The organism is Gammaproteobacteria bacterium (genome assembly GCA_035501935.1).
Classification (GTDB): domain Bacteria; phylum Pseudomonadota; class Gammaproteobacteria; order JAJPIJ01; family JAJPIJ01; genus JAJPIJ01.
The window spans coordinates 20,582-31,734 of the sequence record DATJVC010000027.1 but is presented as its reverse complement, the minus strand read 5'-3'; the positions used below and the strand labels follow the sequence as shown (position 1 = coordinate 31,734).

13 protein-coding genes are annotated in these 11,153 nt (G+C 61.8%); all 13 read right to left on the bottom strand.

All coding sequences use genetic code 11. The features are described from left to right. Positions 1-101, bottom strand: a 101-nt coding sequence (locus VMH34_07660; GenBank protein HTT08652.1) for a hypothetical protein, incomplete at its 3' end; no start/stop codon positions are given. A gap of 27 nt (positions 102-128) precedes the next feature. Continuing rightward, positions 129-668 (bottom strand): ATP-dependent protease subunit HslV, encoded by a 540-nt coding sequence (gene hslV, locus VMH34_07655; GenBank protein HTT08651.1) that lies wholly within the window; start codon positions 666-668, stop codon positions 129-131. 233 nt (positions 669-901) lie between these two features. Further along, a complete protein-coding gene (xerC, locus tag VMH34_07650) occupies positions 902-1,798 on the bottom strand; it encodes a tyrosine recombinase XerC (GenBank protein HTT08650.1) in 897 nt (298 codons plus the stop codon). Continuing rightward, entirely contained in the window at positions 1,799-2,533 is a 735-nt protein-coding gene (locus VMH34_07645; protein HTT08649.1) for a DUF484 family protein, read from the bottom strand. Then, positions 2,530-3,360 (bottom strand): diaminopimelate epimerase, encoded by an 831-nt coding sequence (gene dapF / locus VMH34_07640; GenBank protein ID HTT08648.1) that lies wholly within the window; start codon positions 3,358-3,360, stop codon positions 2,530-2,532. The genes VMH34_07645 and dapF overlap by 4 nt, the downstream gene beginning before the upstream one ends. Before the next feature lie 89 nt (positions 3,361-3,449). Further along, positions 3,450-4,109: a peroxiredoxin gene (locus tag VMH34_07635; protein ID HTT08647.1), complete on the bottom strand. Its 660-nt coding sequence runs from the start codon at positions 4,107-4,109 to the stop codon at positions 3,450-3,452. 3 nt (positions 4,110-4,112) lie between these two features. After that, positions 4,113-5,252 (bottom strand): sulfate ABC transporter ATP-binding protein, encoded by a 1,140-nt coding sequence (locus VMH34_07630; GenBank protein HTT08646.1) that lies wholly within the window; start codon positions 5,250-5,252, stop codon positions 4,113-4,115. Next, positions 5,249-6,151, bottom strand: coding sequence for a sulfate ABC transporter permease subunit CysW (gene cysW, locus VMH34_07625; GenBank protein ID HTT08645.1), 903 nt, complete (start codon positions 6,149-6,151; stop codon positions 5,249-5,251). Before cysW ends, VMH34_07630 begins: the two co-directional genes overlap by 4 nt. A 16-nt stretch (positions 6,152-6,167) precedes the next feature. Next, on the bottom strand, positions 6,168-6,995 hold the full coding sequence (cysT, locus tag VMH34_07620) for a sulfate ABC transporter permease subunit CysT (protein HTT08644.1): 828 nt from the start codon (positions 6,993-6,995) through the stop codon (positions 6,168-6,170). Positions 6,996-6,998: 3 nt separating this feature from the next. After that, positions 6,999-8,018, bottom strand: a complete 1,020-nt coding sequence (locus tag VMH34_07615; protein HTT08643.1) for a sulfate ABC transporter substrate-binding protein — start codon at positions 8,016-8,018, stop codon at positions 6,999-7,001. Between the two features lie 46 nt (positions 8,019-8,064). Then, the gene (locus tag VMH34_07610; protein ID HTT08642.1) at positions 8,065-9,687 is read right to left on the bottom strand and encodes a porin; all 1,623 of its coding nucleotides are present in this window, start codon (positions 9,685-9,687) and stop codon (positions 8,065-8,067) included. A 205-nt stretch (positions 9,688-9,892) separates the two neighbouring features. Continuing rightward, positions 9,893-10,078: a YezD family protein gene (locus VMH34_07605; GenBank protein ID HTT08641.1), complete on the bottom strand. Its 186-nt coding sequence runs from the start codon at positions 10,076-10,078 to the stop codon at positions 9,893-9,895. Positions 10,079-10,238: 160 nt separating this feature from the next. Further along, positions 10,239-11,141 (bottom strand): TraB/GumN family protein, encoded by a 903-nt coding sequence (locus tag VMH34_07600; protein HTT08640.1) that lies wholly within the window; start codon positions 11,139-11,141, stop codon positions 10,239-10,241. Positions 11,142-11,153: the final 12 nt, after the last annotated feature.

The following is an 11,153-nucleotide window of genomic DNA, read 5'->3' as shown; positions in this document are numbered from 1 at the left end:
CGGTTGCGCAGCGCGATGGCCACCGCGCGTTTGGCGGCATCCTGGCCGATGATGTGTTTGTCGAGTTCGGCGACGATCTCGGCGGGCGTCAGCGCGGACACTGGTTGTTCCTGAAAGAGTACGCGGACTCAGCCGCGCAGCTCCTCGATGGTGAGGTTGGTGTTGGTATACACGCAGATGTCGCCGGCGATGCGCAGCGCCGCCTCGACGATGGCGCGCGCATCCATCTGGGTGTGGCGTACCAGCGCTTGTGCCGCCGCCTGCGCATAGGGACCACCGGACCCGATGGCCATGATGTCCTCCTCCGGTTCGACGACGTCGCCGTTGCCCGAGATGATGAGCAGGGCGCTGAGGTCGGCGACGGTCAGCATGGCTTCGAGGCGGCGCAAAATACGATCGGTGCGCCAGTCCTTCGCCAGTTCGACGGCCGAGCGCGTGAGATTGCCCTGATGCTTCTGCAGCTTGGCCTCGAAGCGTTCGAACAGGGTGAATGCATCCGCCGTGCCGCCGGCGAACCCGGCGAGCACCCTGTCATCATGCAGACGGCGCACTTTGCGGGCGTTGCCTTTCAGCACGATCTGCCCCAGCGACACCTGGCCGTCGCCGCCCATGACCACCACGCCCGGCCGCCGTACGCACAGGATCGTCGTCCCGTGAAATTGTTTCATGCCCAAACTCCAGTGATTCTCGATAGGCATTTTACACCAGCCGCTCAGGTTCCCTTCTAACCTCAAATCAATCTGATAGGAGGGACTTCCGCAGATTGCTAAAAAACGTCACGAGGAAGCCCGGCTGCTAGGCGCTACGAGCGAGGAAGCGAGACAGTACAGGCTAGTACGGCGAGCTTTCGAGCGAGTAGTAACGACGCAGACGGGCTCCGCAGTAGTTTTTCAGCAATCTGCTAGCGGCGACGGGCGCGGGGATGGGCTGAATCGTACACCTTCGCCAGATGTTGGAAGTCGAGATGGGTGTAGATCTGCGTGGTGCTGATGTCGGCGTGGCCGAGGAGTTCCTGCACGGCGCGCAGATCGCCCGAAGACTCCAGCAAGTGGCTGGCGAAGGAATGCCGCAGCATGTGCGGGTGGACATGGGTGTCCAACCCCTGCCGCTGCGCCCACTGCCTGAGCCGCGCCTGCACCGCGCGCACGCCCAGCCGCTGCCGGCGATGATTGATGAAAATGGCGCGTTCCTCCGGCGCGGCGGTTTTCCGGCGGTGGACCAGCCACGATTTCAGCGCCGCCATCGCCTGCCGGCCCACGGGCACCAGCCGCTGCTTGCGCCCCTTGCCCCACACCCTGATCTGGCGATCGGCGAGATCGAGATCATCCAAATCCAGACCCACCAACTCGGAGACGCGCAGACCACTGCCATATAACAATTCCAGCATGGCCCGATCACGCACGGTCAGCACATCGTCTTTTGCCGGCAGTTCCATCAGCCGCGCGCTCTGATCCACGTCCAGCACCTTGGGCAGATGGCGCGAAGTCCTCGGGGCGCGTACCAGATCAGCGGGATTGTGCGCCGCCTCGCCACGGCGCAACAGATGACGATAAAAGGCGCGCACGGCAGACAGGCGCCGTTGCAGGCTGCGCGCGCCGATCCCCCGGCGGTGCTGTTCGCCGACGAAGGCGCGCAAATGATGCGCGCCATAGTCGCGCCAGTGAGTCACGCCAACGCGCGAACGGTGGGCGTCGAGCGCCAGCAGATCACGCCGGTAGGCGTCGCGGGTATGCCTGGAGGCATGCGGCAGCGTGGCGAGGAAATCGCGGATGCCGGCATCGTCGGTTTTATCCGACAATCAGTCCCCCGGCGCCGGCGGCGAGGCGTAGGACGCTATCCAGGGTTGCAGGATCAGGCTGACGACATCGCCGACGTGCGCCAGGAGATCGATGCCCATCTCCGGGTGATAGCGGCGCGTGTCGTGGCTGGCAATCACCAACACACCATCCCAGGTCTTGCCGGATAGCGGCAGCACGGCGGCCGATCCTTTCGCTTCCGCGGTGTCGGCATCGAACACGATTTTGTACTGATGCTTTTGCAGGCGGCCGCATTGCGGCCGCCGTTCGATCAGCGCATCGATGAACGCCTGCCGCTGCGGCGCGCCGCGGCCGACAAATTCGGCGCGCGCCACGCCGGAAATGGCCGAGGCGAATAATTGCACCAATACGCGATCGGCGGCGAAATCGGCGCGCAAATCCCGGTAAAGCACGTCCAGCGCTTGATCGATGGATTCGGCCTCGACCAGCTTCAGCGTCAGCCGGTGCAGGCGGCGCGCCAGTTCCTCATTGTCCCGGGCGATCCCGACCAGTTCGCGGAAGCGGGCCTTGAGTTCGCGGTTTTCATCGCGCAGCAACTCGACCTGTTTCTCCACCAGCGACACGGCCGGGCCCGTGGGATGCGGGATCATCAGATCGCTTAACAGTTCCGGGTGTTCCACGAAAAAATCCCGGTGCTTGCGCAGATACTCCGCGACCGAGCTGTGAGTCTCCGGCGCCGGGAGCGTCGTTTCCGTGTCAGAAGATGATGTGGTCATAGGTCAATGTGCCCCTCAAATACCCGCTCGGCCGGGCCGGTCATCCACAACGGCTTGCCCTCTCCGTCCCAGGCAATGGACAGATGCCCGCCCCTTAATTGCACGTCCACTTCACGTTCCAGTTTCCCCCACAAACGCCCGACGGCCACCGCGGCGCAGGCGCCGGTGCCGCAGGCCAGCGTCTCGCCGGCGCCGCGCTCGAAGACGCGCAATCGGACATGGCCGGGATCGAGAACTTGCAGAAAGCCGACGTTCGCCCCTTGCGGGAAACGCGGATGGCGCTCCAACTGCGGGCCCAGCGCGGCCACCGGCACCTGATCGACGTCATCCACGGCCAGCACCGCGTGCGGATTGCCCATCGACACCGCGCCTATTGTCATCCTCTGGCCGCCAACATCGATGTCGTAACGCGGCGCGCGCTCGCGCGCGATGAATGGAATGTCCGCCGGGGCAAAACGCGGTGCGCCCATGTTGACCCGCACCCGGTCGCCGGCCTCCAGATGCACGCGCGCCTCGCCGTTGACCGTCTGCAACACCAGTTCGTCGCCGCGGGCGCGGCCGGCATCGCGCAGATAGCGGGCCACGCAGCGCACGCCGTTGCCGCAGTGTTCCGCCTCCTTGCCATCGGCGTTAAAAATGCGGTAATACACGTCCGCCTCGCCGTTGTGCGGCGGTTCGATCAAGAGTACCTGATCGCAGCCCACGCCAAAGTGCCTGTCGGCGATGCGCCGCACCTGCGCCGGTTGCAGGGACAGGGGTTGATTGAGGGCGTCGAACAGGACGAAATCGTTGCCCAAGCCGTGCATCTTGATGAAGGCAAGGCGCATAGAGTGGGGGAATAGAGTAACGCAAGCGCCGCACAAAAGGGAGCGCCCGTGCAAACCGGCGAGCCCACCGTTCCGGAAGACACCGGGCGCTACTTGGGCTGCGGCACGATCCGAAGATAAGGCTTGGGCGCCTTCCAGCCGCCGGGGTATTTCTGCCGCGCTTCCTCGTCCTTCACGGAAGTGACGATGATGACGTCCCCGCCCTGTTTCCAGTTCACGGGCGTCGCGACCTTGTGCTTCGCCGTCAACTGGATGGAGTCCAGCAGCCGCAGCACCTCGTCGAAATTGCGGCCCGAGGTCATGGGATAGACCAGCATGGCCTTGATCTTCTTGTCCGGACCGATGATGAACACCGAGCGCACCGTGGCGTTGTCGGCCGGCGTCCGACCCTGCGCGCCGCCCGCGGTTTCAGCCGGCAGCATGTCGTAGAGTTTCGCGATCCTGAGATCGGTATCGCCGATCAACGGATAATTGACGGTGTGCCCCTGCGTCTCCTCGATGTCCTTCGCCCAAGCCTTGTGATCGCTGACCGGATCGACGCTCAGGCCGATGACCTTGCAGTTGCGGCGCGCGAATTCCGGCTTCAACTTCGCCATGTAACCGAGTTCGGTCGTGCACACCGGCGTGAAGTCCTTCGGATGCGAGAACAGGATGGCCCAGCCGTCGCCAATCCACTGGTGAAAGCTGATCTTTCCCCCCGTCGTTTCCGCCGTAAAGTCCGGCGCTTCATCGCCTATGCGTAGTGACATGGTTCACCTCCTGCGTATCGCATCTGTTTCGTTTGGGGTGATGTTTCCAAGTATAGAATATCTTCGGGTCTGGAGGGGGCAGCCGGCGTCTATGAAAACCCGCGGGTTGCGCGGACGAACGTAGACCCGTTCGCCCCGGGCGTAGCTATCGGCGAGATACTGGTCGCGCGACAGCTCCGCCTCGATGCCACCCTTGCCGTCGGTTCTTTCCAGTTCCAGCCGCACGCGGCCGCCGAAGCGACGCACGTCACGCACCACGACCTCAATGCCGCCCTTGCCATTGAGTTTGCGGATGACCTCGATTTCGTGCGGTCGGACGTACAGTTGCGCCGGCATGTCCTTTGTGTCGGCGTGCGTATCCAACTCGACCTCGACATCGTCGATGTGGGCATGCCCGCGATGCACGCGGCCGTGGAACAGATTCACGTCGCCGAGGAAATGGTAAACGAACGGCGTGGCCGGATGGTCATAGACCTCATCGGGCGTGCCGATCTGCTGGATACTGCCCTCGTTCAACACCACCACGCGATCGGCCACCTCCAGCGCCTCCTCTTGATCGTGGGTCACGAATACGCTGGTGACGTGCAGCTCATCGTGCAACCGCCGCAGCCAGCGCCGCAGTTCCTTGCGCACCCGTGCATCGAGCGCGCCGAAGGGTTCGTCGAGCAGCAGCACCCGCGGCTCGACGGCCAGCGCGCGGGCCAGCGCGATGCGCTGGCGTTGCCCGCCGGAGAGCTGCGCGGGGTAGCGGTGTCCCAGCCAGTCCAGTTGCACCAGTTTCAGCAGTGAATGAACCTTCCCATGTATTTGTTCCTCGTTGGGGCGCGTGGCACGCGGGCGCACGCGCAGCCCGAAGGCAACGTTCTCGAACACGGTCATGTGCCGGAACAGCGCATAGTGTTGAAATACGAAGCCCACCTGGCGGTCACGGGCGTGCAGGTAGGTGGCCTCTGCGCCGTGAAAATGCACGCTGCCACGGTCGGGGATTTCCAGGCCGGCGATAATCCGCAGCAGCGTCGTCTTGCCGCAGCCGCTCGGCCCCAAGAGCGCCGTCAACTCGCCGGTGGGGATGGTCAGGCTGACGTCATGCAGCGCCGAGAACCTGCCGAAATTCTTGCTGACGTTGCGAATTTCGATGCTCATGCCAATTCACCCTTTGAGGCCTGTATCTCAATATCCTGTAACTGGCGGGTGCGCCATTCGATCAGGCTCTTCAGTGCCAGCGTCACCAGCGCGAGAAAGGCAAGCAGCGAGGCGACCGCGAAGGCGGCGGTGAAGTTGTATTCGTTGTAGAGGATTTCGACGTGCAGAGGCATGGTGTTGGTGAGGCCGCGGATGTGGCCGGACACCACCGACACGGCGCCAAACTCGCCCATGGCACGGGCGTTGCACAGAATGACGCCGTAGAGCAGCCCCCACTTGATGTTGGGCAGGGTGATGCGCCAGAAGGTCTTCCAGCCGGAGGCGCCGAGAACGACGGCCGCTTCCTCCTCCTCCCGCCCCTGCTCCTGCATCAGCGGAATCAACTCGCGGGCAACAAAGGGAAAGGTGACGAAGATCGTCGCCAGCACGATTCCCGGCACGGCGAAGATGATCTTGATGTCGTGGTCCGCAAGCCACGGCCCGAACCAGCCTTGCAGACCGAACAGCAGCACATAGATGAGCCCGGACACCACCGGCGAGACGGCGAAGGGCAGGTCGATGAAGGTGGTCAGCAGATTCTTGCCGCGAAAATCGAACTTGGCGATGGCCCAGGCGGCGGCGATGCCGAAGATCATGTTGAGCGGCACGGCGATGCCGGCCGCGATCAGCGTCAGTTTGATCGAGGCCAACGCCATCGGCTCGGTAATGGCGGCAAGATAGACTGTCCAGCCTTTGCGCAGGGCCTCGGTAAAGACGGCGGCCAACGGCACGAACAGAAAAAAGCCGAGATAGGTCAGGGCCAGCGCGATCAAAAGCCGGCGCAGGACGACGGGCCCGGCGCTGGCGGGCCGGGCGATCTCCCGTGGGGCGGCAACAGCAAGCGCGGCGACGGTGGACATGGAATCGGCGTCCTGATCAGCGGCTGCGCCGCCGGCTCCACCACTGCAATCCGTTGATGGCCAGCAGCAGCGCGAATGACATGGCCAGCATCGCCACCGCCAGCGCAGTGGCGCCGGCGTAATCGTATTGTTCCAGTTTGGTGATGATGAGCAGCGGGGTGATCTCGGAGACCATCGGGGCATTGCCGGCGATGAAGATCACTGAACCGTATTCGCCGACGGCGCGCGCAAAGGCCAGTGCAAATCCCGTCAGCAGGGCCGGGGCCAGACTGGGCAGCAGCACGCGCACGAAGGCCTGCCAGCGGCTGGCGCCGAGGCTGGTCGCCGCGTCTTCGATTTCCGGATCCAGATCCGCCAGCACCGGCTGCACAGTGCGTACGACAAACGGCAGGCCGATGAAGGTCAACGCCACGATCACGCCCAGCGGCGTGTACGCGACCTTGATATGCAGCAGGGCCAGCAGGCCACCGATCCAGCCATTGGGCCCGTAGACCGCCGCCAGTGCGATGCCGGCTACCGCGGTCGGCAGGGCAAACGGCAGGTCCACCAAGGCATCGATGACGTGCTTGCCGGGAAAGGTGTAGCGCACGAGGACCCAGGCGACCAACAAACCTGAAAATGCATTAATCAGGGCGCCGATGAAGGCGGCGCCAAAGCTGAGGCGGTAGGAGGCGAGCACCTGCGGTGCCGTCACCGCCTGCCAGAATTGATCCCAACTCATTGTCGCCGTCTTCAGAAAGGTCGCGCTCAATGGGATCAGCACGATCAACGACAGATAGAGCAGCGCGAAGCCCAGCGCCAGGCCGAAACCCGGCAGCACATTGTGTTGTCGTGCTTGGAACATGGATCAGCGTCCGGGTTGATAGATCCTGTCGAAGACACCGCCGTCGTTGAAATGGGTCTGCTGCGCCTTTTTCCAGCCGCCGAAGTCCTGATCAACTGTCACCAGCGGTATGTTCGGGAACTGATTGGCGTATTTCGCGGCAATTTCGGGGTCGCGCGGCCGGTAAAAATTCCTAGCGGCGATTTCCTGCCCTTCTTTGCTGTAGAGATACTCCAAATAGGCCCTGGCGACTTCGCTGGTGCCGTGCTTGGCGGCAAATTTGTCGACCACCGTCACCGGGGGCTCAGCCAAGATGCTGAGCGACGGCATGATGATCTCGACCTGGCCCTTGCCCAGTTCCTTGACGGCGAGATAGGCCTCGTTCTCCCAAGAGATCAGCACGTCGCCGATGCCACGCTCGATGAACGTGATCGTGGAACCGCGCGCGCCGGAATCCAGTACCGGAACGTTCTTGTAAAGTTTGGCGAGAAATTCCCTGGCGGCGTCATCACCGCCGTATTTCTTCCTGGCATAAGCCCACGCGGCGAGGTAATTCCAGCGCGCGCCGCCGGAGGTCTTGGGATTCGGGGTAATCACCGAAACCCCCTCCCGTACGAGATCACCCCAGTCCTTGATGCCTTTCGGGTTGCCTTTGCGCACCAGGAATACGATGGTGGAGGTATAGGGTGAACTGTTGTCAGGCAATCGTTTCTGCCAATCCTTCGGGAACAGACCCGCCTTCTCGGCGATGGCGTCCACGTCGTAGGCGAGCGCCAGCGTCACCACATCGGCATCCAGCCCATCAATGACCGAGCGCGCCTGTTTGCCGGAGCCGCCGTGCGATTGGTTAATGGTGACCGTATCGCCGGTCTTTTGCTTCCAGTATTTGGCGAAGGCCTGATTGAAATCCATGTAGAGTTCGCGCGTGGGATCGTAGGACACGTTGAGCAGTGTCACATCTCCTGCTGCCGCGTTGAGCGGATGGGTAAATGCGAGCACACCCACCGTCAGGCTCAGGACAAGCAGAAATATCTTGCCAATCATGTTAAGCACTCCTTGGTAATAATGATGAAAAGTCGGGATGAAAGCGTCAGTACGAGAGCTGGACGCGGGTGAAGAACACCTTTTCCGTCTCGCGGTTGTCCGGTGTCGAAGTCAGTTTCTCGGCGCCACCACCTTCAACGCCGCCGCCGCCCTTGAAATCCGTCTGCTCGTAATCGGCAGCCAGCTTGACGGCGGAGTTGAGATACCAGTTCACGCCGATCCCCCATTCCCACGCCTCGGTGACCGAGGTAAAGGGATTGGCGAGGCGGGTGGCCTGACGCGCTGCCAGCTTGGCCGCTGTGGTACCGGTTGAGGGAGTGATACCTGTAAAAGCGTCGTCATCGACGTCCAGTTCGTCATAACGACCCACAAGCTCCCACGCGCCCCAGCCGCCACTGAACGGATCGAACTTGTTCTTCGGGATGATGCTCTTGTAACCATTGTCCTCGCCGGTCAGAACGTACGACGCCACGATCTGCCAGGAATCGTTGCCGACCGACTGCCTGTCGGTGAGTTTGCTGGTCGGATCATTGCGGCTGACCCGCTGCGTGGAATCCACATATTCACCGAGCAGACCAAACGGCCCCCAGTAGTAGTAACCCTGCGGCGAGATGCGGTAATGCCCGCCCGCCGCGATGGCTGCATTGGTGATGGGTCCGGTGCCTGCCTGCAGATAGGAGAATATCGTTGCCTGGCCCTGCGACTTGTAGCCCGGTATGGGCCCGGTGCCGCTGGGCAGGCCGGCGGCGCCATTCTGATCGCCCACGCTGCCGGCAATGCCTAGACCCAGACCCTGCAAAGGGCTGAAGGCGTTCTTGAAAGGCAGCGCGAAAATGCGGCCTTCGAATTCCTTGTCATCGGTGAAATCCGGATCGCCGTTGCTGCCGCCGTCCGCCACACCGTTGAAATAGCCGATGGAGTAATTGACCGATTTGTCGAACAGTTCACCGTTCAGATCGATGCCGATGTCGCGATTGGGCACGAGATTGGTGGGAAGGCCGCGCTCGACGAATTTGATGTCAGTGGCGCTGGCGAGACGTTCCAAACCAATCGGCCCCTTGAACTTGCCGATGCGCAATTTTGCCAGCGGCGACAGGTTTGCATTGGTTTCGATATAGGCGTCCTGCAGCACCGTATTGTTGGTCACGTCATTGGTGCCGAAGTCCGGCATGATGCGATAGTCATAATATTTGAAGACCGTACCATCAAAAATCGGCCGCACGCGACGGAGCAGGAAGGTGTCAGTGATGTTACCGTTGCCGGTACCCGTGCGGGTGTCATCCATGGCAAAACGGGAATCGGCCTGCAGATAGCCGCGGATCTTGAGTGAGAAATCGCCATCGGCGGAACTGAACACCAGGCCGCCGGGACCGGCCTTGAACGCCGGGGTTTCTTTCTTCTTGGCGACCGCCTCCGCCTCGGCGATATCCTGTTTGCGCTCCAGCACTTTGATCTTTTGATCAAGTTCCTGGACTTGCGCCGGTGATGCTGCCGGCTTCGCCGCTTCGACCTTCTTGGATTCGGCAAGCGCGCCCTCCAACTCCTTGACCTTCCGGGCGAGTATCTGTAATTGCTTTTCAAGTTCCTGCGTGGTGGCGGCGGGAGCGAACGCGGGATGGAGAGCGCCCGCCACCGCGAGACTTAAGACGGAAAGCCGTGGGTGTTTCATGGGTATTGCTCCTTGTCGGCAATGTTTTCATGTACACCTCCGGTCATCCGGTCGGTTCGTATCAAGTTGTTATGGTAATGGCATTAGCCTCCAGTGATCTGGTCGGTCTGGTTCGCCTGTCGCCCGCTCCTGAAGAGAAAATGGGGCGGATATTACCAATCCGCCCAGGCGTCTCAGGAGGATGAAAAAAACTAAACGCTGTTTCTCACTGCGCACTCCGCGTGGGCGAATCCAGACGCAATTTTTCATTGCGCTCAATCTGGACGATCTGCCCGTCATGTACGATCAGTTCGATCGATCCGTAGCGCAGCCCCTTCAGGCTGTCCAGGATTTGCTTGACGATGACCTCCGACGAAGCGTCCTCCTGCCTGTCATGTGCAACCAAAGCCATGGCCTCGCTCCCGCACCGGGTGTGATTCAGTGCGGGCATTCTAGAGAGGAACATATATTCTTTAAAAGAATATATTTTAATATTGTTATTACTAATTTGAATATATAAACGATGCCGTGACTCGCCGAAAAGCCGGCCGCGACAGTCCCGACAACGTGGCTTAATACAACGGGGTGACGGTATAGCCCTGCCTTTCCAGCAGGCGCAGCACACCGTCGTCACCTGGCAGGTGCAGGGCGCCGATGGCGATAAAGGTGTTGCCCTCGTTCAGCCGCGGCCGCAGGCGGCGCACCATGCGCCGGTTGCGCTCGGTGATGAGCCGGCGTGCGACCTTCCTGGATAATTCATCGTTATCCTGCTCGAAGTTGATCTCCATCGCCTTGATGCCGGCCAGATCGCGCGCCAGATAGAGCGCCTTCAGGCGGCTCAGCTCCTGCTGTACTTCGTCGTACCCGCAGACCGTGTCGCGCAACAACGTCAACTGATCAGAAAGCGGCATGGCGCCAAAGACGTCGGCCTGCTCCTGGATGCTTTCCAGGCCATACACTTGTGCGCCATGACTGCTTGCGCGCGTCATCAGCGCCAGGTCCAGCGGCACGCCTTGCTCGCCGGCGGGTTGGCTCAACATGAGGAAGGCCGCCCAGGGTTTCATGCGGCGCGCGGCCAAACCTATGATGCCGTACTGTTCCAGCAGCGTGCTGGCGCGCTTGAAGAGGGCCAAGCCCGCTTGCTTTTCCAGCCGCGTGTTGTCGTCGGTATACATGAGGTGCGTGAAAGCGGACGCCGCCTGTTCGTCGAACAAAGCCTCCATGACAAAGCTATCGGCGTGGTCGAGGGCCCGTTCCACCGGCGGCGCGAGCTTGAGCACGTCCTCATCGCTGATATGAATGGTGCCGTAGATGTAACTGGGTCTGGCATCGGCGCGTTTGATCTCCCACAGCAGGCCTCGAGGGTGGGAAACGGTCGCAATGGGAGCGGGCTTGTCCGGCGGACGCAGCGGACATTGCAATTCCGCCTCTGCGCGGATCGCCCCGCTGAATGTCAGCAATAATACGATGAGCATACGCTGCAATCG

Excerpts from the sequence above, each read along its gene's own strand:
- hslV (HTT08651.1), bottom strand. The coding sequence starts at position 668 with ATGAAACAATTTCACGGGACGACGATCCTGTGCGTACGGCGGCCGGGC.
- VMH34_07645 (HTT08649.1), bottom strand. The coding sequence starts at position 2,533 with ATGACCACATCATCTTCTGACACGGAAACGACGCTCCCGGCGCCGGAG.
- dapF (HTT08648.1), bottom strand. The coding sequence starts at position 3,360 with ATGCGCCTTGCCTTCATCAAGATGCACGGCTTGGGCAACGATTTCGTC.
- VMH34_07635 (HTT08647.1), bottom strand. The coding sequence starts at position 4,109 with ATGTCACTACGCATAGGCGATGAAGCGCCGGACTTTACGGCGGAAACG.
- VMH34_07630 (HTT08646.1), bottom strand. The coding sequence starts at position 5,252 with ATGAGCATCGAAATTCGCAACGTCAGCAAGAATTTCGGCAGGTTCTCG.
- cysW (HTT08645.1), bottom strand. The coding sequence starts at position 6,151 with ATGTCCACCGTCGCCGCGCTTGCTGTTGCCGCCCCACGGGAGATCGCC.
- cysT (HTT08644.1), bottom strand. The coding sequence starts at position 6,995 with ATGTTCCAAGCACGACAACACAATGTGCTGCCGGGTTTCGGCCTGGCG.
- VMH34_07615 (HTT08643.1), bottom strand. The coding sequence starts at position 8,018 with ATGATTGGCAAGATATTTCTGCTTGTCCTGAGCCTGACGGTGGGTGTG.
- VMH34_07610 (HTT08642.1), bottom strand. The coding sequence starts at position 9,687 with ATGAAACACCCACGGCTTTCCGTCTTAAGTCTCGCGGTGGCGGGCGCT.
- VMH34_07605 (HTT08641.1), bottom strand. The coding sequence starts at position 10,078 with ATGGCTTTGGTTGCACATGACAGGCAGGAGGACGCTTCGTCGGAGGTC.
- VMH34_07600 (HTT08640.1), bottom strand. The coding sequence starts at position 11,141 with ATGCTCATCGTATTATTGCTGACATTCAGCGGGGCGATCCGCGCAGAG.